We start from the raw sequence: 25,001 nt of genomic DNA on the forward strand, positions 1-25,001 counted from the left end.
AAATTAAAGGCCGGGCCGGGCAACGGGCCGGGCGGCGGGGCGAAGGCAGTTGCCCGCCAGGAACGCCGCCAGGCTCAGCGCCAGGGCGGGCACAATGGGATGGAAACCGCCGATATGCACATCAAGGGTGGCGAGCACGGCGTAACAGACCCCGCCGGCGATCATCGCGCTCAGGGCCCCGGCCGCGTTGGCGCGTTCCCAGTATAGCCCCAGCACCAGCGGCCACAGAAATACCGCCTCGAGCCCGCCGAAGGCCAGCAGGTTGAGCCAGATGATCATCTCCGGCGGGCGCCAGGCGGCCACCATTAATAACAGGCCCAGCGCCAGCGTGACCGTGCCCGACATCCGCGTCAGCAAGCGTTCGTTGCCCGCCTGGGCGGGACGCAGGCTGAGATAGAGATCCTTGACGATGGTCGCCGAGGATTGCAGCAGTTGCGCGTTGATTGTCGACATGATCGCCGCCAAAGGCGCGGCCAGAAATATGCCGGCCACCACCGGCGGCAGGACGGTGATCATCAGCGTCGGGATCACCTGGTCGGGAATGGTCAGGTCGGGTAGTATCGCCCGGCCCAGGGCGCCGGCAAGGTGCATGCCCAGCATCAGCACGCCGATCACCAGGGTGCCGATAATAATGCCGCGATGTACGGCTTTGCTGTCCCGGTACGAAATGCAGCGCACCGCGGTATGGGGCAGGCCGATAACGCCGAAGCACACCAGGATCCAGAACGACGACATAAACTGCGGCGTCAGCACGTGGTCGACGCCTGTCGGGGATACCAGCGCCGGCTGGATGTGCTGGAGTTTGGTCACCGCTGCGGACAGGCCGCCCGCGGCGTGGATAACGCTGAACAGCAGGATAAAAGTGCCCAGCAGCATGACCAGTCCCTGGAAAGCGTCGTTGAGCACGCTGGCGCGAAAACCACCGAACGACGTATACAACGCGATGCTGATGCCGAAAATCAGCAGCCCGGTATCGTAGGGGATGCCGGCGGCGGTTTCCAGCAGGCGCGCGCCGCCGATAAACTGCACCGTCATGGCGCCGATAAAGGCCACCAGCAGGCTGATACTGGCAAGCCATACCAGCAGCGGGCTTTGATAGCGGGCCAGCAGCATATCGTTGAGAGTGACCGCGTTGTAGCGGCGGGCGAGGATGGCGAATTTCTTGCCGAGCACACCCAGAGACAGCCAGACCGTCGGCAGTTGGATCATCGCCAGCAGTACCCAGCCGAGTCCATATTTGTAGGCCGCGCCCGGCCCGCCGATAAAGGAGCTGGCGCTGATATAGGTGGCGGTGAGGGTCATCGCCAGCACAAACCCGCCCATCGAGCGGTTGCCGAGGAAATATTCCGTCAGGAACTCGCCCTTCTGGCGGCGGCGGTAGGCATAGAACGAAAGCGCGAAGACCAGGACCAGGTAGGCAATCAGCGGTAAAAGGATCTCACTTTGCATCATTATCCTCCAGGGGGATATCGCGGTAGATAACGCGCACCATCAGCCAGCAAAGCGCCAGGAACAGCAGCGGCACCCACAGGCAGGCCATTTCAAACCAATGGGGCAGGCCGGTGATCCCCTGCCGGTCGTCGGGCAGGTAGGCGGCCAGCACCCAGGCAATCAGATAGGCCACCGCCAGGCCAAACGCCCACCGGGCTTCGCGGTGAGCCTGAAGAAATCGTTTATCCATGATGTCTTGGTACCGGGATGAATGAATGATAACGAAAAAAAGGCGATTTTACGGCATGCAGCCGATTTGCATAGTGCTAAAGGGGATTTAAACGGAAAAGGCCGGTGACAACCGGCCTTTTGCAGCGCGGGTTATTTTTCCACTAAACCGAGCTTTTTCTCCAGGTAATGGATGTTGGTGCCGCCGTGCTGGAAGTTTTCGTCGTTCATGATTTTCAGCTGCAAATCAATGTTGGTTTTGATGCCGTCGATGATAAGCTCCGCCAGCGCATTTTTCATGCGCGCGATGGCCACGTCGCGGTTCTCGCCATAACAAATCAATTTACCAATCATGGAATCATAATACGGCGGTACGGTATAGCCCGCGTAGATATGCGATTCCCAGCGCACGCCGAAACCACCCGGCGCATGGAAGCGGGTGATCTTGCCCGGACTGGGCATAAAGGTGTTGGGATCCTCGGCGTTGATACGGCATTCCACCGCGTGCCCCGTAACCCGTACTTCGTCCTGCTTGATGGACAAAGGCTGGCCGGCGGCGATGCGCAGCTGTTCCTTGATGAGATCCACGCCGGTAATCATTTCGGTAACCGGATGCTCCACCTGGATGCGGGTATTCATCTCAATGAAATAAAACTCACCGTTCTCATACAGGAATTCAAAGGTGCCGGCGCCGCGATAGCCGATATCCCGGCACGCCTTGGAGCAGCGTTCGCCGATGTAGCGGCGCATGGCTTCGGTAATGCCCGGCGCGGGCGCTTCCTCCACCACTTTCTGGTGGCGGCGCTGCATGGAGCAGTCGCGTTCCGCCAGGTAGATGGCGTTGCCCTGGCCGTCCGCCAATACCTGGACCTCGATATGCCGGGGATTTTCCAGGTACTTTTCCATGTAAATGACATCGTTGTTAAACGCCGCCTTGGCTTCGGCGCGGGTCATTTTGATCGATGATTCCAGCTCGTTGTCGCCGCGCACGACGCGCATGCCGCGCCCGCCGCCGCCGCCCGAGGCCTTGATGATAACCGGGTAACCGATACGCTTGGCCACCGCGCGGTTTTTTTCCATATCATCGCCGACCGGGCCGTCGGAACCGGGCACGCAAGGCACGCCGGCTTTTTTCATCGCGCTGATGGCCGAAACCTTGTCGCCCATCAGGCGAATGGTTTCGGCGCGCGGCCCGATAAAGATAAAGCCGGAGCGTTCAACCTGCTCGGCAAAATCCGCGTTTTCGGACAGGAAACCGTACCCGGGATGGATGGCCACCGAGCCGGTAATTTCCGCCGCCGAAATAATCGCCGGGATGTTGAGATAGCTTTTTACCGAAGGCGCGGGCCCGATACAAATGGTTTCATCGGCCAGCAGTACGTGTTTCAGATCGCGGTCCACCGTGGAATGCACGGCCACGGTCTTAATACCCAATTCCTTACAAGCGCGCAAAATACGCAGCGCAATTTCACCACGATTGGCGATAACAATTTTATCTAGCATGTGGCGCCTCGTTATTCGATGACGACCAGCGGCTCGTCGAATTCAACCGGTTGACCATTGTCCAGCAGAATGGCTTTGACCACCCCGGCTTTGTCGGACTCTATCTGGTTCATCATTTTCATGGCTTCGACGATGCACAGCGTGTCGCCGACATTGACCTTTTGTCCGACTTCGATAAAAGGTTTCGCGTCAGGGCTTGGGGTGCGATAAAACGTGCCGACCATCGGGGAGCGCACCAAATGGCCGCTCATGGCGGCGGGTACGGCGGCGGCCTGCTCGGCCGCAGGCGCGGCGGCGGCCACCGGGGCCACCTGCTGCTGGGCCGCGGGGATATAAGCCTGTTGCATCATGGGATAGGCAGGCATGGCCGGAGCACGGCTGATACGAACCGATTCCTCACCTTCGGAGATTTCCAGCTCTGAAATGCCGGACTCTTCAACCAGTTCAATCAGCTTCTTGATCTTACGAATATCCATGAGTGGGGTTCCATACTCTAATTAATTGGATGCAGACAGACGATTGACCGCCGTCTGAAAAGCAAAATTATAACCATCGGCGCCGAGGCCGCAGATAACGCCAACCGCAATATCGGAGAGATAGGAATGATGTCGGAATGGCTCGCGCGCATGCACATTGGATAAGTGAATTTCAATAAATGGGATGTTTACCGCTAACAGCGCGTCGCGCAACGCTACGCTGGTATGGGTAAACGCCGCGGGATTGATCACGATAAAATCGGTATTACCGCGGGCCTGATGGATGCGATCTATCAGGACATGTTCCGCATTGGATTGCAGGTGGCTTAACGTCACGCCGAGAGCCTGCGCCTGTGTTTCAAGGCTGCTGATGATATCGGCGAGCGTGGTGTGGCCATACTTATCCGGCTCACGGGTCCCGAGCAGATTCAGGTTGGGACCATTGAGGAGCAAAATGTGAAACTTATCCGCCATCGTGCCGCTATCTCCGGTTAATTAACGAAGCCCCGTAAAAAATAACCTTCCGTAACCGTTTTGTCACCTTTTTGATGAAAAATCCGGGCCAGAGTGTTAACAGGGTCAAGCATTATAATGATATCGCAACTTTTCGCAGCAACATACTGGCGTTATCTGCGAAGATAAGCTGGACGCGGTATCCAAAGTGGAGTGCAAGATAGCGCATTTTGGCGGGGGAATGAAATAAAAAATTCCGCGGCTAGCGCCACCAGCCGCGAAATTTTTTGTAACGCAGTGCTAACAGAACCGCCGCCGCCAGAGCATACAACACCGGCTGGGGCGAGAGAATTTTGACCGACCAGAGATAGTGTATCGGCGCCAGGATCGCCACCACATAGACCAGATTGTGCAGCGTTTGCCACCGGCTTTTCAATTGCCGCTGGGCGCGCTGGGTGGAGGTCAGCGCCAGCGCCAGTAAAATCAGCCAGCTGATGATGCCCAGCGTCAGGTAGGGGCGGGAGACCAGTTCCCGGCCCAGCAGGCCGAGATTGTCGATGCCCAGTTCAAGCACGGAATAGCTCAGCAGATGCAGGCTTACCCAGGCGAAACACCACAGGCCGATAAGACGGCGGCAGCGGATCAGCAGGGGTTGGCGGCCATACCGGGCCAGCGGGGTTATCAACAGCGACGCCAGCAACAGTTTTAGCCCCATGCGCCCGGTAAAGTGCTGGATATCCTTGGCCGGGTCGGCGCTGAAATCGCCCTGGCTGACCGCATAGACCAGCCAGACCAGGGGCAGGAACGCCGCCAGGTGAATCAGTACCTTTAGCCAGAAAATGTGTTTAAGGTTAAGCCGCACTCAGAAATTCTCCCGCAAATCCAGGCCACGATATAAGCCGGCCACCTGTTCGGCGTAGCCGTTGAACAACAGGGTCGGCTGGCGTTTTACATCCAGGATGCCGCCGGCGCCGATAGCCCTTTCCGTTGCCTGGGACCAGCGGGGGTGATCCACATGCGGATTCACGTTAGCGTAAAATCCATACTCGTTCGGCGCGGAAAGATTCCAGGTGGTGGGCGGCTGCTCGCGCGTCAGCCGGATATGGACAATGGATTTGATGCCCTTAAAACCATATTTCCAGGGGGTAATCAGGCGGATGGGCGCGCCGTTTTGCGGCGGCAGCGTTTTGCCGTAAACGCCGACCGTCATCAGCGCCAGCGGGTTCATGGCCTCATCGATCCGCAGCCCCTCCACATAAGGGTAATCCAGGCCGCCGCCGATATAACGGTCCTTTTCTCCCGGCATCTGCTCCGGATCGTCCAAGGTCTGGAACGCGACATAACGCGCCTGGCTGGTGGGCTCCGCCAGCTTAAGCAGTTTTCCCAGCTCAAAACCGGTCCAGGGCACGACCATTGACCAGGCCTCCACGCAGCGCAGCCGGTAAATACGTTCTTCCAGCGCAAAACGTTTCAGGATGTCGTCCATGTCAAGCGTCATGGGCTTAGCCACTTCGCCGTCGATGACCACTTTCCAGCCGTCGGTTTTCAGGCCGCCGGCGTTGGCCGCCGGATCGGCTTTATCCAGGCCGAATTCGTAGAAATTATTATAGCCGGTGACTTTATCATACGGCGTCAGCGGCAAATCGGCATGCCAGGCGGCGGGCCGGCTGAAAGACAGATCCTTGCCCGTCGGCGCGGCGGGGGCGGCCTTGTCGCCCTTAAACCAGGACAATACGTTGGCCCGGGCCGACAGCGGCAGGCTGAGCGAGGCCGCGGTGATGCCCAGCGCTTGCAACACCTTACGCCGCTGGAAAAACACGGCCTCGGCGGTAACGTCGGCTTCCCGCAGTTTGCGGTTTCGGGTCATAATCGTCTCCATTAAGCAATTAAGGCTCTGTAGCCAGTATGACGTATAAAACGTTTTTTTATTCCCGCGTCCCGGCGACTATTTTTCCACGCCACCCGTCGGCTGGCGATATTTTGCCCGCTTTGGTTGAAAATATGTCATTTTGTCCGTACTGACGATAAAATATCGTCAGGCTTACCTCAGATATTTTACCGGGGCACAGGGATGCGATTACTCGTCAGACTTTCCGCTATGGTGGCCTTGCTGTGCGCGCTGGTGATGTTATTGATGCTGGCGGGCAGCGCGTTAAGTTTTTTTTACCTCAATGAGCACCGTACCGATCGGCAAATGGCGGCGCTTGCCGCGGCGCTCGATGAGGCGCTGTCGACCCAATCACCCGCCGACCTGGCGCGCTGGCTGCCGTTTGCCCTGCAAAGCGGCGGCATCAGCGAGCTGGAAATCCGCCGCGGCGAGACCACGCTGAACCGTTTCCTGCCCGCGGGCCTGGCGGAGAGCGGCCATCCTCCCTCCGATTTCCTGCGCCGCAGCCTGGCGTTGCCTCATCATCCCGACTTGCTGGTCCGGCTGACCTATCCCACGGCGCTGTTAAGCGAGGTGCGCTCGCTGGCAGTGACCGCGCCGGTAAGCATCGCCATCGTCCTGATGGTGCTCTCTTTGCTGATGGGGTTACGCTGGCTGCGCCGTCAAATCCAGCCGCAGGAAACCCTGGAATACCGTGCCCGGCGGATTATGCATGGGGAGCGTGACAGCGTGTCGGGCAATGCCGGCGAGCCGCCGTCGCTGACCAGCAGCGCCATCGATCGCCTGCTCAGCGACCTTGCGCAGGCCCGCGAGCAGCGTAGCCGGGTGGATATCCTGATCCGGGCGTTCGCGGCGCGCGATGCCAAGACCGGGCTGAGCAACCGGCTGTTTTTTGACAACCAGCTGTCGCTCCAGCTGGAAGACAGCCAGGAAATGGGGCCGCATGGCGTGGTGATGATGCTGCGGCCGCCGGATCCCGAGCTGCCGGAAACGCGCCAGGGCAAAACACAGGCCCTGGAACTGATACAGGCGCTGATACAGCTGATCGCCACCTATGTGATGCGTTATCCCGACGCGCTGCTGGCGCGTTATTTCCGGCGCGATCTGGCGGTGCTGCTGCCGCATTGCTCCCTCAAGGAGGCCGAGTCGCTGGCGGCGCAACTGGTGGCGGCGCTTGCCACCCTGCCGGGCGTGGCGGGCCATCACCGCGACGATGTGCTCCATATCGGCATTTGCGTCTATCGCCAGGGCCAGACGGCGGTGGAAGTGATGGAGTCCGCTGAGCAGGCCGCCCGCGAAGCGGAATTGCAGGGCGGCAACGCCTGGTCGGTATTCGACAAGCGGGTGCCGGAGCAGGTGCGGGGCAATGTCAAATGGCGCACCTTGCTTGAACAGACCCTGGCGCGCGGCGGGCCGGAGCTGTTTACCCGCGCGGCCTACCGGCGCGATGGCCGTCTGGATCATCATGTGGTGATCAACCGTATCCCCGAAGGCGGCCAGGCGTTGGCCGCCGCCGAATTTATGCCGATGCTGCGCCGCCTTGGACTGATGGAGCGCTACGACCGGCAGCAGCTGACCCGTATCCTGCCCCTGCTGGCGCAATTGCCGGAACGGGTGCTGGCGATAACCCTGAGCGTTGACTCGCTGCTGCAACGCGACTTCCGGCTGTGGCTGCGCAATACGCTGATGCAATGCGAAAAAACACAGCGTCGGCAAATTATGTTTGAACTTGTGGAGGCCGATCTTTGTCAACACTTGGTGCGGTTGCGTCCGGTGTTACGCTTGCTGGACGCGCTGGGCTGTCGTCTAAGCGTGGTACAGGCGGGGCTGACGGTGGTGAGTACCGCCTATATCAGCGCGGTGACGATATCTCTCATCAAGCTGCATCCCGGCCTGGCAAGGGAAATCGATCGCCGTGCTGAAAATCAGCTGTTCATCCAGAGCTTGCCCGAAGCCTGCGTCGGCACCGCGACCCAGGTTTTCGCCACCGGCGTAAGGACCCAACTGGAATGGCAAACGCTGGTGGATAACGCGGTCGCAGGGGGACAAGGGGACTTTTTTGCCCCGATAGTGCCTCTGGACGAGATGGTAAAAAAATATTCACGCCAGGATGCGTGAATAGTATAAAAGTTCGTGAAAAATTAACGTACAATACGCCCATTAACCTAATTGGTTAGTAGGTACTTACATTACCTGGAATCAGGTGCACTGCCAGATTTTCTGCCTGCGGTTGCCAATCTGTCGCTCCTTTGCCGTTTATCAGTGGCCACGCCGCCGGCGCGTCCGCCCGTATACGGCAGGCAGAGCGATAAGTGCCGACACCGGCGCCGGAAGTAATCTCGCATTTCATCTGACTAAAAACCGCGTCAGGGATTTCTTCGGTGTGTGGGAATGTTAACGAGGACGTATTTTCATTGAAGCAGCGCGTTATTGCGCCTTGTCGCTGCTTCTCGTGGTTGGTAAAGTAGGCGGATTTTATCTTTCGCCCCAGCTTGCAGGATTATCCTTCAGTTATGTTTAAAAAATTTCGTGGCATGTTTTCCAACGACTTGTCCATCGACCTGGGTACAGCCAATACCCTGATTTATGTAAAAGGACAGGGCATTGTCCTGAACGAACCTTCCGTCGTCGCGATTCGTCAGGATCGCGCCGGCTCGCCGAAAAGCGTCGCCGCCGTCGGCCATGAAGCCAAACAGATGCTGGGTCGCACACCCGGCAATATCGCGGCGATTCGTCCGATGAAGGACGGCGTCATCGCGGATTTCTTCGTCACCGAAAAAATGCTGCAGCACTTCATCAAACAGGTTCACAGCAACAGCTTCATGCGCCCGAGTCCGCGGGTGCTGGTTTGCGTCCCGGTCGGCGCCACCCAGGTGGAACGTCGCGCGATCCGTGAATCGGCCCAAGGGGCGGGGGCGCGCGAAGTGTTCCTGATTGAGGAACCCATGGCCGCCGCCATCGGCGCCGGGCTGCCGGTGTCGGAAGCCACCGGCTCCATGGTGGTGGATATCGGCGGCGGCACCACGGAAGTGGCGGTGATCTCCCTGAACGGGGTGGTTTATTCTTCTTCCGTGCGTATTGGCGGCGATCGCTTCGATGAGGCTATTATTAATTATGTGCGCCGCAATTACGGCTCATTGATTGGCGAAGCCACCGCCGAACGCATCAAGCATGAAATTGGATCCGCTTATCCTGGCGATGAAGTCAGGGAAATCGAAGTCCGCGGCCGTAATCTGGCCGAGGGCGTGCCCCGGGGCTTTACCCTGAACTCCAATGAAATCCTTGAAGCGCTGCAGGAGCCGTTAACCGGCATCGTGAGCGCGGTCATGGTGGCGCTGGAACAGTGCCCGCCCGAGCTGGCCTCCGATATCTCCGAGCGCGGCATGGTCCTGACCGGCGGCGGCGCGTTGCTGCGCAATCTCGACCGTCTGCTGATGGAAGAGACCGGCATACCCGTGGTGGTGGCGGAAGATCCCCTCACCTGCGTCGCCCGTGGTGGCGGCAAGGCGCTGGAGATGATCGATATGCACGGCGGTGATTTGTTCAGCGAAGAATAACCTGCCTCGAAAAGGGGGGAACCACCCGGGTGAACGCTGAGATTTCTCATCCTGGTCGGCGCCCCCCTTTTTTGTTGAGGAAAATGCATAGCTTATGAAGCCGATTTTTAGCAGGGGACCTTCTCTGCAACTCCGACTGTTCCTGGCCGTGATGGTGGCTATCGCCATTATTATCGCCGACAGCCGGCTCGGGACCTTTGTGCAGATACGCACATACATGGATACCGCCGTCAGCCCGTTCTATTTCCTGGCCAATGGTCCGCGCAAGATGCTGGACAACGTGTCGGAAACGCTGGCGTCGCGCGGACAGCTCGAGCAGGAGAACCATACCCTGCGCCAGGAACTGCTGCTCAGGAACAGCGAACAGCTGCTGCTGGGGCAATTCCGGCAGGAGAACGCGCGTCTGCGCGAGCTGCTCGGTTCGCCCCTGCGCCAGGATGAGCAGAAGATGGTCACCCAGGTTATCTCCACCAGTACCGATCCTTACAGCGACCAGGTGGTGATCGATAAAGGTCTGGACAGCGGCGTTTATGTCGGCCAGCCGGTCATCAGCGACAAAGGCGTGGTCGGCCAGGTAGTGGCCGCCGGCAAAATGACCAGCCGGGTGTTGCTGATTTGCGATGCGTCCCATGCCTTGCCCATCCAGGTCTTACGCAACGATATCCGGGTCATCGTGGCCGGCAACGGCTGCACCGAAGATCTGCAGCTGGAGCATTTACCGGGCAACACCGATATCCGCGTCGGCGATGTGCTGGTGACCTCCGGTCTTGGCGGCCGTTTCCCCGAAGGATATCCGGTGGGCGTGGTGTCGTCGGTTAAGGTCGATACCCAGCGTGCCTACACCGTGATCCAGGCCAGGCCGACCGCCCAATTGCAGCGGCTGCGCTATTTGCTGTTGTTATGGGGAGCCGACCCCCGGGGCGAGGTGCCGCTGCCGCCGGCGGAGGTCCATCGGGTGGCCAATGAACGCCTGATGCAGATGATGCCGCAGGTGTTGCCGTCCCAGGATAGCATCATGGGGCCGGAAGCGCCGGCAAGCGCACCGGCCGCGGCGCCCGCCGCCGCTGCGCCGGCGGCGGATGCCAGGGCGGGGACCTCCCGCGCGGCACCGGCCGGCAATGCGTCGCCGGCCAATCACGCGGCGACGGGTCGCGCCGCGCCGGCGGGCAATCGCACCGCGGCGGATAGCGCTGCGCCGGCATCCAGCCGTACGGCCCCCGCCGGCAGCGCGCCGGACGCCAACCCGACGTCCCCCGCCGGCAACGCGCCGGCAGTCGGCCATACGGCGCCGGCTTCAGGGCGGTCCACGCCGGCGGTGAATCCGTTTTCCGGGTCCCGGCAATGAACCGTTATCGCCGCAACGGCACCTGGGTCATCTGGCTCTCATTTCTTCTCGCCATCGTATTGCAAATCATGCCGTGGCCCGAGCAGCTTTACCTGTTCAGGCCCTCCTGGCTCAGCCTGGTGCTGATTTACTGGGTGATGGCGATACCACACCGGGTTAATGTCGGCACCGGCTTCGTGCTGGGGCTTATCATGGATCTCATCCTGGGTTCCATCCTGGGCGTCAGGGCGCTGGCGTTAAGCATCCTGGCCTACCTGGTGGTCTTCAAATTCCAGTTGTTTAGGAATATGGCCCTATGGCAGCAGTCGCTGATCGTGGTAATGCTATCATTGACCATGCATGTCATCGTGTTCTGGGCTGAGTTCCTGGTGATCAATATTTCATTCAGGCCGGAAATTTTCTGGAGCAGCGTCGTGGACGGGGTGTTATGGCCGTGGCTGTTTTTACTGATGCGTAAAGTGCGCCGCCAGTTTTCCGTGCAATAGGGGCTGTTATGACCGCGATATATCTGGCTTCCGGCTCACCCAGGCGCAGGGAATTGCTCACATTGCTGGACGTGCCGTTCGACGTGCTCTGCGCCCCGGTGGCGGAACTGCGCCGCGCGGGGGAGAAAGCGCCGGAATATGTGCGCCGGCTGGCGCTGGAAAAAGCGCTGGCCGGCGTGGCGATAGCCCCTGAACCGCGCCCGGTGCTGGGAGCGGATACCATCGTGGTGCTGGATGGCCGCATCCTGGAAAAACCGCGCGACGGCGCCCATGCCGCCGAGATGTTAACGGCCCTCTCGGGACAATGCCACCAGGTGATGACGGCGATCGCTTTTGCCGACGCCGGGCATCAGCTTTGCCTCAGCGTCGTGACCGAGGTCACATTCCGCCGGTTGTCGCCGCAGGAGATTCATCGCTATATTGCCTCCGGTGAACCCATGGATAAAGCCGGGGCTTACGGCATCCAGGGATTGGGCGGGGTTTTTGTCAGGGCTATCAATGGAAGCTATCACGGCGTGGTGGGTTTGCCGCTGGTGGAAACCTCTGAACTGCTTTGCCAGTTTATTGCTTTACGTAGTCTGAGAGGACAACATGGCTGCTGAATTACTGGTTAATATCACGCCTTCCGAGACGCGGGTCGCTTATATCGACGGCGGCATTTTGCAGGAAATCCACATTGAACGCGAGGCCCGGCGGGGTATTGTTGGTAATATCTATAAAGGCCGGGTCAGCCGCGTACTGCCGGGCATGCAGGCGGCGTTTATCGATATCGGCCTGGATAAGGCGGCGTTTTTGCATGCGTCCGATATCATGCCGCATACCGAATGCGTCGCCGGCGAAGAGCAGAAAAACTTCCATGTGCGCGATATTGCCGAACTGGTCAGGCAGGGACAGGACATCATTGTACAGGTGGTCAAGGATCCGTTGGGCACCAAAGGCGCGCGCCTGACCACCGACATTACGCTGCCCTCGCGTTACCTGGTGTTTATGCCCGGGGCGTCCCATGTCGGCGTATCCCAACGCATTGATAGCGAGGAAGAGCGCGAGCGCCTTAAGCGCACCGTGGCGGATTACTGCGATGAGCACGGCGGGTTTATTATCCGCACCGCGGCGGAAGGCATCGGCGAGGAGGAACTGGCCCAGGACGCCGCTTTTCTCAAACGCCTGTGGACCAAGGTCATGGAGCGCAAACGCCGTAACCAGAGCAAATATATGCTTTACGGCGAGCTGGCGCTGGCGCAGCGCATCTTGCGCGATTTTGCCGGCGCCGCGCTGGATCGCATCCGGGTAGACTCCCGCCTGACCTTTGATCTGCTGGTGGAGTTTACCGGTGAATATATTCCGGAGATGACCCACAAGCTCGAGCATTACAACGGCAAACAGCCTATCTTTGATCTTTATGACGTGGAAAACGAAATCCAGCGCTCACTGGAACGTAAAGTCGAGCTGAAATCGGGGGGATATCTGATCATCGACCAGACCGAGGCGATGACCACCATTGATATTAATACCGGCGCGTTTGTCGGCCACCGGAACCTGGATGAAACCATCTTCAACACCAATATCGAGGCCACCCAGGCCATTGCCCGCCAACTGCGGTTGCGTAACCTGGGCGGCATTATTATCATCGATTTTATCGATATGGTTAATGAAGAACACCGGCGGCGGGTATTGCATTCGCTGGAGCAGGCGCTGAGCAAGGATCGGGTAAAAACCGGCATCAACGGCTTCTCCCAGCTCGGCCTGGTGGAGATGACCCGCAAACGCACCCGTGAAAGTATTGAACATGTGCTGTGCAGCGAGTGTCCTACTTGTCATGGCCGCGGCACGGTGAAAACCATTGAGACCGTTTGTTATGAAATTATGCGCGAGATCGTGCGGGTGCACCATGCCTACGAATCCGACCGTTTTTTGGTATACGCCTCGGCGGCGGTGGGCGAAGCGCTGAAAAGCGACGAATCCCATGCGCTGGCGGAGGTGGAGATTTTTGTCGGCAAGCAGGTTAAGGTGCAGATCGAACCGCTCTACAGTCAGGAACAGTTCGACGTCGTGATGATGTAGCCAGAGGATTCAGGCCCGGCGTAGAGCATGAAACGCGGGCAGGAGATAAAAATAAATACTTGCCGTAAGCGGTGCGACGGGAAGCAAGGAGAAAGGCGTGAAGCGACTGCCGGGGATATTGCTGGCCCTATGTGCAACCCTGATTGTCCTGGTGGCATTAGCGGTCAGTGCGTTACGCCTGGCGTTGCCCCATCTGGACAGCTTTCGCCCGCAAATTGTCCAAACCCTAAACGCCGCTACCGGACTCCATGTCCAGATCCGTGAAATGCACGGCACCTGGCAGTCCTTCGGCCCGACGCTTGATATCCGCGCCATTGAATCCGTTACCGCCGATGAACAGTTGCGTATCCAGCGCGTTACCCTGGCCCTGGACGTCTGGCAATCGCTGCTGCACTGGCGCTGGCAATTTCGCGACGTCACGTTTTATCGATTGCAGCTGGATTTAAATACCACCCTGCTGGGCCGCGACCATCAGGGCAGCCCCATTAAATCCGACCAGCTTTCCGATCTGTTTTTACATCAGTTCGACCACTTTATCCTGCGCGACAGCGAGCTCTCTTTCCTGACGCCCTCGGGGGAGCGCACCATGCTTTCGGTGCCGCAACTGACCTGGCTCAACTCACGCCAGCGCCACCGGGCGGAAGGACAGATAGCCTTATCCAACGTTGATGTGCAGCAGGGCGCGATCCAGTTGCGCATGGACCTCAATGATGAAAACGGTCTGCTGGACAACGGCAAGATCTACTTGCAGGCCGATAATATCAATCTCAAGCCATGGTTCAGCCAGTGGGTGCAAAGCCAGACCGGTTTGCAACGGGCCGATTTCAGCCTGGCCGCCTGGCTGAGCCTGGATCATGGCGATATTACCGGCGGCGACGCCTTTTTCAGCCAGGGGACGGCTAGTTGGCAGGACGGAGGCCAGGACCACCGCGTGGACGTGGCGAAATTGGCCCTGCACCTGAGCAAACAGGGCGACGGATGGCAAATGGACGTGCCGGTGCTCAACATCGCCACCGACGGGGAATCCTGGGCGCCCGGCGCGCTCTCGCTGTTCTGGCTGCCGGAAAAGAATCATCTGTTCGCGCCCGACAGGGCCGGGGAAATCCGCCTGCGGGCGAAAAACCTGGAGCTACAGCGTTTCAGTCCCTTCTTGCCGCTGATATCCATTATTACGCCCAACCTGCGCGCCCGCTGGCAGGATCTGCAGCCCAAAGGGGTACTGTCCACCCTGGCGCTGGATATTCCGCTTAATAACCCGGAAAAAATCCGTTTCCAGAGCGACTGGCGCGATCTCAGCTGGCAGCAATGGCAACTCCTGCCGGGCGTGGATCATGTCGGCGGTTCGGTGGCGGGAACCCTTGCCGCCGGCCGGCTAAACCTGGCGCTGGATAACAGCACCTTGCCGTATAAAGATATGTTTCGCGCGCCGCTGGAAGTGCAGCGGGCCAGGGCCGCCCTTGACTGGCGCAATGATGAGCAGGGCCTGCGGTTATGGGGCAGCGATATCGATCTGCAGGCTACCTCGCTGTGGGCGACCGGGGACTTTTATTTTCATCAGCCCCTCAACGGTGATCCGTGGCTGGATGTGCTGTCCGGTCTGCGCTTGTATGATGCCGCCCAGGTCTGGCGCTATTTTCCCGAGCCGTTAATGGGCACCCACCTGGTCAATTACCTCACCGGCGCGTTGAAAGGCGGGCAGGTGGATAACGCCACGCTGGTCTTTGCCGGCGATCCCAAACAATTCCCGTTTAAGCATAACGACGGGCAATTCGAGGTACTGGTGCCGCTGCGCCATGCGGACTATGAATTTGAACCCGGCTGGCCGCGGCTGACCGATCTGAGTATCGATCTGGACTTCCTGAACGACGGTTTGTTTATGCGCGCGCCGCAGGCGAAACTGGGCGAGGCGACCGGCAGTAATATCGTGGCCGCCATCCCCGATTATTCCAAACAGCTGCTGTTGGTGGATGCGGATGTCAGCGGGTCCGGCCCGGCCATCGGCGCCTATTTTAACCAGACTCCGTTGCAGAAATCCCTTGGCGCGGCGCTTGCCGAGCTGCAGGTCGGCGGCAATGTTAGTGGGGACTTACACCTATCCATACCCCTTAGCGGCCAGGCAGTCACCGCATCGGGTCAGGTGAATCTGGCCGACAACAGCCTGCTGATTAAGCCGCTGGGCACCACCATGAACAACCTGAACGGCCAGTTCCGCTACCATAATGGCAACCTGGACAGCGATATGCTGTCGGCACAGTGGCTGGGACAGCCGGTAGCGGTGCGCTTCACGACGCAAGAGCTGCAAAAAAGCTTTGATATCAACGTCGATATGCAAGGGGACTGGTCGGTGGCCCATCTGTCCGGCCTGCCCGAACCCATGGCGAAAGCGCTGGGAGGACGGGCCTCCTGGCAAAGCGTCATGGCGATAACCTTGCCGTTGCAAGGCAAACCCACATATACCGTGGATGTCACTGCCGATTTAAAAAATGTAAGCAGTCACTTACCTGCGCCATTGGATAAAGCGGCCGGCCAGCCGTTCCCATTAGCGGTCAAGGCCCAGGGCGGGCTGACGGGCTTTACGTTGAGCGGACATGCCGGCAAGAATAATGCCTTTAACAGCGAATGGCAGTTGGGCAAGCTGGTTACGCTTGCGCGCGGCGCCTGGGCCACCGATAACGCCAGGATACCGCCGCTGCCGGACGGTAAAAGCCTGACGCTGAATCTACCGGCGCTGGACGGCGAAAAATGGCTGGCGTTAATGACGCCGCAGTCCCGCTCGGCGGGCAAAGCGGTGGCCAGCCGGTTCCGTTTCCCGGATGCCCTGACGCTGAATACGCCGTTATTGGCCCTGGGCGGCCAGCAATGGCACGCGCTGTCGCTGACGCGCCGCAATACCCTGGGCGGCAGCGTCGTTGAAGCCCGCGGCAAGGAAATCGACGGCAAGCTGGCGCTAGCGAACCAAGGCCCCTGGCGGGCGGATATCCGTTACCTTTATTATAATCCGCTGTGGCCGAAAAACGGCGCGGCTGGCGATACGCTCTTCCAGGATGACGACCCGGCCGCCGGCTTTAGCGACTGGCCGGCACTGCAGCTGCGTTGCCAGGAGTGCTGGCTGCTGGGGCAAAATCTGGGCCGGGTCGAGGCGGATGTGACGCCGCAGAAAAATACCCTGGCGCTGAGCCATGGCCTGGTGGATACCGGCAAATCCCGGCTGACGCTTGAAGGCGGATGGTCGCGCACCGGCCGGCAAAACCTGACCTCGGTCAAAGGCAAACTGAGCGGTAAAAATATCGGCGAGGCGGCGGACTATGTCGGCATCGACACCCCATTGCGCGACGCGCCTTTTAACCTGGATTACGATCTTCACTGGCAGTCGCTGCCCTGGACACCCGAGATCGCCAGCCTGAACGGCGTATTGCACACCAATCTCGGCAAAGGCAAGATCGATAATCTCAGCAGCGGCCAGGCGGGCAGGCTATTGCGCCTGATTAGCTTCGACGCGCTGTTGCGCAAGCTCCAGTTCGATTTCCGCGACACCTTCGGTAAAGGATTCTATTTTGACTCCATTAAAGGTACCGCCTGGATTAAAGACGGTGTGCTGCATACCAACGACTCGCTGATTGATGGCCTGGAAGCGGACATCGCCATGAACGGCCAGGTGGATTTGAACGCGCAGCGCATTGATATGGAAGCGGTGATAGCGCCGGAAATCTCCGCCACCGTCGGGGTTGCCGCCGCGTTTGCCATCAATCCGGTGGTCGGCGCCGCGGTATTCGCCGCCAGCAAGGTCCTGGCGCCGCTGTGGAACAAAATCTCGGTGATTCGCTATCACATCACCGGCAGCCTGGATCAGCCGAAAATCGAGGAAGTGCTGCGCCAGCCGCGCACACCGGCGGGTCATAGTAAATAATCAGCGTGCATTTGACGCCGGCGTTGAATTGCCGCAGTCTATAAATATGACTATAACGATTGTTAGTACGATTATTATTCCAGCCGTTGCTGGCCAATCCATCATTAATAAGAGTGAAAACCTATGAGTCTGACTTTTGTCAGTGAGCAATTACTCGCGGCCAACAACCTGAGTCACGAAGATCTTTTTTCGCTGTTAGGCCAGATGAGCGAACGTCGTTTGGATTATGCCGATCTCTATTTCCAATCCAGCTACCACGAGTCCTGGGTGATTGAGGACGGCATCATCAAAGATGGATCCTATAACATTGACCAGGGTGTCGGCGTGCGTGCGGTCAGCGGGGAAAAAACCGGCTTCGCCTATGCCGATCAGCTCACCCTTAACGCGTTGCAATTAAGCGTCAACGCGGCGCGCAGCATTGTCAGCGAGCAGGGCAACGGCCGGGTGCATACCCTGGGCGAAGTTCCTTATAAATCCCTCTATACGCAGCGTGATCCGCTTAACAGCCTGCCGCGTGAAGAGAAAATCGCCTTATTGCATCGGGTGGATAAAGTCGCGCGCGCCGCCGACCCCCGGGTGCAGGAAGTGAATGCCAGCCTGTCCGGCGTGTATGAACAGATCCTGGTGGCGGCCAGCGACGGTACCCTGGCGGCGGATGTGCGCCCGCTGGTGCGCCTGTCCATCAGCGTTCAGGTTGAGCAGGACGGCAAACGCGAGCGTGGTTCCAGCGGCGGCGGCGGCCGTTTTGGTTATGACTTTTTCCTTGAGAGCGTCGACGGCGACGTGCGTGCCGACAGCTGGGCGCGGGAAGCGGTGCGCATGGCGTTGGTTAATCTGTCCGCCGTGGCGGCGCCGGCCGGTGCCATGCCGGTGGTGCTGGGCGCCGGCTGGCCTGGCGTGCTGCTGCATGAAGCGGTGGGCCACGGACTGGAAGGCGATTTTAACCGTCGCGGCAGCTCGGTGTTCAGCGGACAGATGGACCAATTGGTGGCCTCGCCGTTATGCACCGTGGTGGATGACGGCACGCTGGCCGGCCTGCGCGGTTCGCTTGCCATCGATGACGAAGGGGTCCCCGGACAATATAATATGCTGATCGAAAACGGCATTCTCAAAGGGTATATGCAGGATAAGCTCAATGCCAGGCTGATGGGCGTAGCGCCCACCGGCAACGGCCGGCGCGAGTCCTACGCGCATTTGCCGATGCCGCGCATGACCAACACCTATATGCTGGCCGGTCAGTCCACGCCCGAGGAGATTATCGCCAGCGTCGAATATGGCCTGTATGCGCCCAACTTCGGCGGCGGCCAGGTGGATATCACCTCCGGCAAATTTGTTTTCTCCACGTCCGAGGCCTATCTGATCGAAAACGGCCGGGTAACCCATCCGGTTAAAGGCGCGACCCTGATCGGTTCCGGCATCGAGGCGATGCAGAAAATCTCCATGGTCGGCAATGACCTGGCGCTGGATAAAGGGGTCGGCGTGTGCGGCAAGGAAGGCCAGAGCGTGCCGGTCGGCGTCGGCCAGCCCACGCTTAAGCTCGACAATATCACCGTCGGCGGCACCGCCTGAGTCCTGCCCCGCCGGGATATCAGAACATGGTATCCTGGCGGAACGCCTGGTAGACCGCCGTGACATTGTTAAAGTATTCATGCATGGCGTTGATGCACACCTGCACCTTCAGCGGCAATTTATCCTTCTGGGTATACACCGCATACACCGGCCGCGGGTCGGAAAGATAGCGATTGAATAAAATCTCCACATTGCCCTGTTTTATCTCATCCAGAACCCACATGATCGGCACATAGGCGATGCCGGCGCCGGCGGTCAGCCAGCGGATCAGGGTCTGGGAGTCGTTGGTGGCGAAACGGCCCTGCGGCGCCAGATGCAGGGTAATACCCTCCGGGGCCACCAGCTCGAATTCGCTGTCCGGCCTGACGTCATATTCCAGCCAGGAAAAATTAGCCATGTCGCTGGGCTTTTCCGGCGTGCCGTGGGCGGCCAGGTAGCTTTTGGCGGCGCAAACCACCATCGGCATGGCGCCGAGACGGCGTGAAAAAAGACTGGAATCCTGCAGCGCGCCCACCCGCACCACCAGATCCAAGCCGTCGGCGATCAAGTCCGGCGCCGGTATGCCGGTTACCAGGTTTACCGACAGTCCCGGATATTCCTTCAGCATATCGGCGGTGATGGTCGCCAGGACGTTATGGGCCATGGTGGACGAACTGCCGACGCGCAGCGTGCCGATCGGGGTATTGTTAAAAGCGTAGAGCTGCTCATGCACCTCCTGGAACTCCAGCAGCATGCGGCGGCAGCCCTGATAATAAATCTTGCCGGCCTCGGTCAGGCCCAGGCTGCGGGTGCTGCGGTTAAGCAGTTTCACCTGCAGTTCGTTTTCCAGTTTCGCCACGGTCTGGCTGATGGACGATACGCTCATCTGCAGTTGCCGGGCGGCGGAGGTAAACGAGCCGCCTTCCACCACCTTGGCGAATACCATCATACGTTTCAGTCTTTCCATTGTTAAGCCTGAGTGAAAAGTGATTTAGATCACATAATATTGAAAATGCCAGTCAGTAAAGGCTACTATATACCCGTCGGTTCATCTGATCGCGCATTGCCGCCCCTGTTTTGCAGATGTCTTTATTGCTTTGAAATAAACAGTAACATTCTGGGGGCGTTTTCGCCACACGGTCTCAGTGCGTTTTATCCGCCGGGAATAACCCTCGATCACCTTCCTGAGTTCTATACTTAGCCGCGTTAACATCCGCGAATGCCGCCCATGGCCGTGAGGAAGGATGCCGTGGCGGGCGGGACGCGTTTGGGGTTGCCGGCAACGGTCAAACGGGAAAAGGTAAGGAAAATGTCATGAGTTTGCTGCCGGTTATGGTGATATTCGGCCTGTCGTTTCCCCCGGTGTTTTTTGAGCTGCTGGTGTCGATGGTCTTGTTCATGTTGCTGCGTCGCCTATTGCAGCCGACGGGCATTTACGATTTCGTCTGGCATCCGGCCTTGTTTAATACCGCGTTGTATTGCTGCGTGTTTTATCTGATTTCGTGTCTTTTTGTTTGAGGTCGCTGTGAAAACTGTTGCAACAAAAATAATCAGGATTGCGATTACTCTGCTATTGGTACTGATTGCCGCCGTCGCCATTTTCCGGGCATGGGTGTTCTATACCGAATCGCCCTGGACGCGCGATGCCAAATTTACCGCCGATGTGGTGGCGATCTCCCCGGATGTCAGCGGCCTGCTGACCGATGTGCGGGTGAGCGATAACCAACTGGTGACGCGGGGGCAGGTACTGTTCGTGGTCGATCAGCCGCGCTACCAGCAGGCGCTGGACGAAGCGCAGGCCGATGTAGATTATTACCAGGCCCTGGTGGCCGAGAAACGTCGCGAGGCGGGACGCCGGCTGCGGTTGGGCACCAATGCCATGTCGCAGGAAGCCATCGATCAGTCCAGCAATGATTTGACCACCGTCGGCCATCAGTTGGCGAAAGCGGTGGCGGTCAGGGATTTGGCGAAAATTGACCTGGAGCGCACCACGGTGCGCGCGCCCGCTGAAGGCTGGATCACCAACCTCAATGTGCATGCCGGTGAATTTATCACCCGCGGCACGGTGTCGGTGGCGCTGGTAAAACGCAATTCGTTCTACCTGCTGGCCTATATGGAAGAAACCAAACTGGAAAAAGTGCGTCCGGGCTTTCGTGTGGAAATCACGCCGCTGGGCAGCAATCTGGTGCTCTACGGCACGGTGGACAGCATTGCCGCCGGGGTGACCAACAGCAGCAGCGCCGTGGATGCCAAGGGCATGGCGACCGTGGACTCCAACCTGGAATGGGTGCGGCTGGCGCAGCGGGTACCGGTTAAAATCCGCCTCGACGCGCAGCAGGGAGATCTTTATCCGGCCGGCACCACCGCGACGGTGGTGATCACCGGCAGTAAGGATCGCGACCGGCGCGAGCTGTCGCCGATGATGCAACTGATGCATCGCCTGCGCGAGTTCGGCTAAACGGATGGCCCGATAATGTTGCAACTGCTGGCGCCGATATTTTTCCGCTGCCGTTTTGCGGTCAAGCTCACCTTTGCCATTCTGCTGGCGTTGTTCCTGGGCTTTCATTTCCAGTTGGAAACGCCGCGCTGGTCGGTGCTGACCGCCGCCATCGTGGCCGCCGGCCCGGCCTTTGCCGCCGGCGGCGAGCCTTTTGCAGGCGCTATCCGCCATCGCGGCATGCTGCGCATCATCGGCACCTTTATCGGCTGCGCCGGGGCGCTGGTGATTATTACCCTCACCATCCGCGCCCCGGTGGTGATGCTGCTGTTAAGCTGTATCTGGGCCGGCGCCTGCATGTGGATCTCCACGGTGGTGCGGGTACAGAATTCCTATGCCCTGGGCCTGGCCGGATACACCGCGCTGATTATTATCGTCAGTATCCAAAGCCAGCCCCAGGTGACGCCGCAGTTTGCCGTTGAGCGCTGCAGCGAAATCGTGCTGGGTATCGTCTGCGCCATCCTGGCGGATATCCTGTTTTCGCCCCGCTCGATAAAACAGGATATCGACCGGGCGGTGGACCAGCTACTGCTGGATCAGTACCGACTGCTGCTACTGTGCCTTAACGGCGCGGCGAAAGAAGAAGTGGATAAAGCCTGGGGCGATCTGGTGAAATTTACCACCGCCCTCGACGGCATGCGCGTCAACCTGATGATGGAATCCTCGCGCTGGCAGCGCTGCAACCGGCGCCTGCGCGCGATCAATACCCTGTCGCTGACCCTGATTACCCAGGCCTGCGAAGCCTTCCTGATCTTGCAGGTGCGCCCTGACTTTATCGCGCCGCATCTGCGGCTGCTGTTAAACGAGCCGGTGGACACCGTGGGGGATATCCATAAGCGCATGAAGCTGATGCGCCAGGTCATCGCCGCCACGCCCGCCCGCGATACCCCGCAGGTCCTGTATACCTGGGTGGGTGCGGCAACCCGGTTTTTGCTGCTGGCGAAAGGGGTAAAGAGCAACGCGCGTATCAGCAAAATTGAGGACCAGGTGCTGGTCGATCAGGTGATCATTTCGGCCCCCTCCGCCGAACGGCATCACGCCATGATTAACGGACTGCGCACCGGCGTCGCCACCGCGCTGGGCTGCCTGTTCTGGCTTTGGACCGGCTGGACGTCCGGCAGCAGCTGCATGGTGATGATTGCCGTGGTGACGTCGCTGGCCATGCGCTTGCCCAACCCCTGGATGGTCTGCAAGGATTTTATGATCGGCATGTCGGCGGCGCTGCCCATCGGCGCGCTGTATTATATGGTGATCATGCCCGCCACCCAGCAAAGTCTGCTGTTGCTGTGCATTGCGCTGGGGGTACTGGCGTTTATCATCGGCATCGAGGTGCAAAAGCGGCGCCTCGGCACGCTCGGCACCCTGGCGGGGACCATCAATGTGCTGGTGCTGGCCAATCCCATGAGCTTTTCCATTAACACCTTCCTCGACAGCGCCATCGGCCAAATTATCGGCTGCGGCCTGGCGACGCTGGTGATCCTGCTCATCCGGGACGGTTCCAAGGCGCGCATCGGCCGGGTATTGCTGAACCGCTTTGTGTACGGCGCGGTATCGGCCCTGTCCACCAACAAGGCGCGGCGCCAGGAAAATCATCTGCCGGCGCTGTATCAGCAGCTGTTCCAGCTACTGACGCTATTCCCTGTGGATATCGCCAAATACCGCCTGGCGCTGACGCTTATCATTATCCACCAGCGCCTGCGCCTGGCGGATATTCCGGCCAATGCCGATCTCTCGGCGTACCATCGCCAGATCCGCGCCACCGCCGACCGGGTGCTGGTCGCCCGCAGCGACATCCGCCGCCGGAAACATTTCGATCAATTACTGGCGGAATTGCGTATTTATCATGACAAACTGCTTCATTACCAGGCCACGCCCGATATTACCGAATCCGTGCAGCGCCTGACCGACACCCTGGTCCGCTACCGTCACGCGCTCAGCGATTAACCCGCCGGGGCGGCTTTTCCCCGTACCCGGCTGCCCATCCCGCAACCAGCATCTATACTTAAACCATATTTCTTACGCCGCGGCGCGTCCGGGAGCCGGTATCCTGCGGCGGCCGGGGCGTTACACCGCAACTGCACGCCGTCCCGCGACGGGGGACATAAAGGGGAGGATAACAATGAGCGAGCACTTACACCTACAGGACCACCCGCTGTTCAAGACCGGCTATCTGGTCAACGGCGAATGGCTGGGCGCTCAGGACACCTTTGAGGTCGTGAATCCGGCCACCGGCCAGCTTATCGCCAACGTGGCCAAAAGCGGCAAACGGGAAACCGAGGCCGCCATCGCCGCCGCCGACGCGGCGTTCCCCGCCTGGCGCGCCAAAACCGCCAAGGAACGTTCTGAAATCCTGTACCGCTGGTACGGCCTGATTATGGAGAACCAGGCGTATCTGGCGCGGCTGATGACGACGGAACAGGGAAAACCGGTTAAGGAAGCGCAGGGCGAAGTCGCCTATGCCGCAAGCTTTATCCAATGGTTCGCCGAGCAGGCCAAGCGCGTTAACGGCGAGATCATCCCACCGGCCAAAGCGCATTCCCGGATTTTCGCCACCCGCGAACCGGTGGGCGTGGTGGCGGCCATTACGCCGTGGAACTTTCCGCTGGCCATGCTGACGCGCAAGCTTGGGCCGGCGCTGGCGGCGGGCTGTACCGCGCTGATAAAACCGGCCAACAATACGCCGCTGTCCGCCTTCGCCCTTCTGGCGCTGGCGCAGCAGGCCGGCGTGCCGCCAGGGGTGGTTAACGGCGTGGCGGGGGATACCCACGCCATCAGCGACGCCATTATGGCGAGCGACCGCGTGCGCAAGGTGACCTTTACCGGTTCCACCGCGGTGGGCAAGACGCTGATGCGCAACGCCGCCGACACTATGAAAAAGATCTCCATGGAACTGGGCGGCAACGCGCCGTATATTGTGTTTGACGATGCGGATATCGACGCCGCGGTAAAGGGCGCCATCGCCAATAAATTCCGCAACGCCGGCCAGGTATGCGTCAGCGTGAACCGTTTTTATATCCAGTCCGGCGTCTACGACGAATTTGTTTCCCGCCTGGCGCGCGAGGTGGAGCGGTTAAAGGTGGGTAACGGCATGGAGCAGGACGTGGTGGTCGGGCCGTTGATTAACCGCGCCGGCCTGGAAAAAGCGCAGGAGCACGTCGCCGACGCGTTGGCCAAAGGCGGACGGGCGGTTACCGGCGGCAAGCCGCATCAGCTCGGGGGTAATTTTTTCCAGCCTACGGTTATCAGGGACGCCAGTGAGGAGATGAAGCTGGCGCATGAGGAAACCTTCGGTCCCGTGGCGGCGTGTTTCCGCTTTGACACCGAGGAGGAAGTGATCGAACGCGCCAATAATACGCCGTTCGGTCTGGCGGCCTATTTCTATACGCAAAACCTGCAGCGCGTATTCCGCGTGTCCGCCCGGCTGGAAAGCGGCATGGTGGGCGTAAATGAATGCGCGGTATCGACCGAGGTGGCGCCGTTTGGCGGCGTCAAGGAATCCGGACTGGGCCGGGAAGGTTCCGTGCTTGGCATGGACGATTACCTGGAAGTGAAAACGCTGCATCTTGGCGGCTTATGATTAATTTTTTGCGCCGCCACTTTTACACCATGACCGGTAATCGTT

At 59.4% G+C, this 25,001-nt stretch carries 20 protein-coding genes; 12 read left to right on the forward strand and 8 right to left on the reverse strand.

The features are described from left to right. Positions 1–3: 3 nt before the first annotated feature. The 7 genes from panF to msrP all read right to left on the reverse strand — a co-directional run bounded on the left by panF (position 4) and on the right by msrP (position 5,958). Positions 4–1,449 (reverse strand): sodium/pantothenate symporter, encoded by a 1,446-nt coding sequence (panF, locus tag ACL2XN_RS20475; protein WP_410016720.1) that lies wholly within the window; start codon positions 1,447–1,449, stop codon positions 4–6. Continuing rightward, positions 1,439–1,681 (reverse strand): YhdT family protein, encoded by a 243-nt coding sequence (locus tag ACL2XN_RS20480; protein WP_410013312.1) that lies wholly within the window; start codon positions 1,679–1,681, stop codon positions 1,439–1,441. Before ACL2XN_RS20480 ends, panF begins: the two co-directional genes overlap by 11 nt. Positions 1,682–1,812: 131 nt before the next feature. Further along, positions 1,813–3,162 carry an acetyl-CoA carboxylase biotin carboxylase subunit gene (gene accC / locus ACL2XN_RS20485; protein WP_410013313.1) on the reverse strand — a complete coding sequence of 450 codons (1,350 nt, stop codon included), beginning with the start codon at positions 3,160–3,162 and terminating at the stop codon, positions 1,813–1,815. Positions 3,163–3,173: 11 nt separating this feature from the next. Beyond that, positions 3,174–3,638 carry an acetyl-CoA carboxylase biotin carboxyl carrier protein gene (gene accB, locus ACL2XN_RS20490; protein WP_410013314.1) on the reverse strand — a complete coding sequence of 155 codons (465 nt, stop codon included), beginning with the start codon at positions 3,636–3,638 and terminating at the stop codon, positions 3,174–3,176. Between the two features lie 21 nt (positions 3,639–3,659). Next, entirely contained in the window at positions 3,660–4,112 is a 453-nt protein-coding gene (gene aroQ / locus ACL2XN_RS20495) for a type II 3-dehydroquinate dehydratase (protein ID WP_413721548.1), read from the reverse strand. A gap of 241 nt (positions 4,113–4,353) precedes the next feature. Further along, positions 4,354–4,953 carry a protein-methionine-sulfoxide reductase heme-binding subunit MsrQ gene (msrQ, locus tag ACL2XN_RS20500; protein WP_410013316.1) on the reverse strand — a complete coding sequence of 200 codons (600 nt, stop codon included), beginning with the start codon at positions 4,951–4,953 and terminating at the stop codon, positions 4,354–4,356. After that, positions 4,954–5,958, reverse strand: a complete 1,005-nt coding sequence (msrP, locus tag ACL2XN_RS20505) for a protein-methionine-sulfoxide reductase catalytic subunit MsrP (RefSeq protein ID WP_410013317.1) — start codon at positions 5,956–5,958, stop codon at positions 4,954–4,956. Between the two features lie 204 nt (positions 5,959–6,162). Here msrP and csrD point away from each other — a divergent pair, with 204 nt between their 5' ends. From csrD to tldD, 8 genes are all read left to right on the forward strand, one after another. Continuing rightward, entirely contained in the window at positions 6,163–8,097 is a 1,935-nt protein-coding gene (gene csrD, locus ACL2XN_RS20510; protein WP_413729348.1) for an RNase E specificity factor CsrD, read from the forward strand. A 395-nt stretch (positions 8,098–8,492) separates the two neighbouring features. Continuing rightward, positions 8,493–9,536, forward strand: coding sequence for a rod shape-determining protein MreB (gene mreB, locus ACL2XN_RS20515; RefSeq protein ID WP_004385136.1), 1,044 nt, complete (start codon positions 8,493–8,495; stop codon positions 9,534–9,536). 94 nt (positions 9,537–9,630) lie between these two features. Then, entirely contained in the window at positions 9,631–10,881 is a 1,251-nt protein-coding gene (gene mreC / locus ACL2XN_RS20520; protein ID WP_413729349.1) for a rod shape-determining protein MreC, read from the forward strand. After that, positions 10,878–11,366, forward strand: coding sequence for a rod shape-determining protein MreD (gene mreD / locus ACL2XN_RS20525; RefSeq protein ID WP_410013320.1), 489 nt, complete (start codon positions 10,878–10,880; stop codon positions 11,364–11,366). The genes mreC and mreD overlap by 4 nt, the downstream gene beginning before the upstream one ends. A gap of 8 nt (positions 11,367–11,374) precedes the next feature. Continuing rightward, positions 11,375–11,968: a Maf family protein gene (locus ACL2XN_RS20530; protein ID WP_410013321.1), complete on the forward strand. Its 594-nt coding sequence runs from the start codon at positions 11,375–11,377 to the stop codon at positions 11,966–11,968. Beyond that, entirely contained in the window at positions 11,958–13,427 is a 1,470-nt protein-coding gene (rng, locus tag ACL2XN_RS20535) for a ribonuclease G (RefSeq protein ID WP_410013322.1), read from the forward strand. Before ACL2XN_RS20530 ends, rng begins: the two co-directional genes overlap by 11 nt. A 97-nt stretch (positions 13,428–13,524) precedes the next feature. Beyond that, on the forward strand, positions 13,525–17,334 hold the full coding sequence (yhdP, locus tag ACL2XN_RS20540; RefSeq protein WP_413729350.1) for an AsmA2 domain-containing protein YhdP: 3,810 nt from the start codon (positions 13,525–13,527) through the stop codon (positions 17,332–17,334). 123 nt (positions 17,335–17,457) lie between these two features. After that, positions 17,458–18,903, forward strand: coding sequence for a metalloprotease TldD (gene tldD / locus ACL2XN_RS20545; RefSeq protein WP_413721543.1), 1,446 nt, complete (start codon positions 17,458–17,460; stop codon positions 18,901–18,903). 19 nt (positions 18,904–18,922) lie between these two features. On the opposite strand, the gene aaeR is transcribed toward tldD, so the two are convergent. Continuing rightward, positions 18,923–19,849, reverse strand: a complete 927-nt coding sequence (gene aaeR / locus ACL2XN_RS20550; RefSeq protein ID WP_410013325.1) for an HTH-type transcriptional activator AaeR — start codon at positions 19,847–19,849, stop codon at positions 18,923–18,925. A 347-nt stretch (positions 19,850–20,196) separates the two neighbouring features. Here aaeR and aaeX point away from each other — a divergent pair, with 347 nt between their 5' ends. The 4 genes from aaeX to ACL2XN_RS20570 all read left to right on the forward strand — a co-directional run bounded on the left by aaeX (position 20,197) and on the right by ACL2XN_RS20570 (position 24,956). Further along, positions 20,197–20,400, forward strand: coding sequence for a p-hydroxybenzoic acid efflux pump operon protein AaeX (gene aaeX, locus ACL2XN_RS20555; protein WP_413729351.1), 204 nt, complete (start codon positions 20,197–20,199; stop codon positions 20,398–20,400). 7 nt (positions 20,401–20,407) lie between these two features. Beyond that, the gene (gene aaeA, locus ACL2XN_RS20560; protein ID WP_413729352.1) at positions 20,408–21,340 is read left to right on the forward strand and encodes a p-hydroxybenzoic acid efflux pump subunit AaeA; all 933 of its coding nucleotides are present in this window, start codon (positions 20,408–20,410) and stop codon (positions 21,338–21,340) included. Positions 21,341–21,355: 15 nt separating this feature from the next. After that, positions 21,356–23,323: a p-hydroxybenzoic acid efflux pump subunit AaeB gene (gene aaeB / locus ACL2XN_RS20565; protein ID WP_413729353.1), complete on the forward strand. Its 1,968-nt coding sequence runs from the start codon at positions 21,356–21,358 to the stop codon at positions 23,321–23,323. Positions 23,324–23,498: 175 nt separating this feature from the next. Continuing rightward, the gene (locus ACL2XN_RS20570) at positions 23,499–24,956 is read left to right on the forward strand and encodes an NAD-dependent succinate-semialdehyde dehydrogenase (RefSeq protein WP_413729354.1); all 1,458 of its coding nucleotides are present in this window, start codon (positions 23,499–23,501) and stop codon (positions 24,954–24,956) included. Positions 24,957–25,001 lie beyond the last annotated feature (45 nt).

The organism is Sodalis sp. RH22, from assembly GCF_047324165.1.
Classification (GTDB): Bacteria; Pseudomonadota; Gammaproteobacteria; order Enterobacterales; family Enterobacteriaceae; genus Acerihabitans.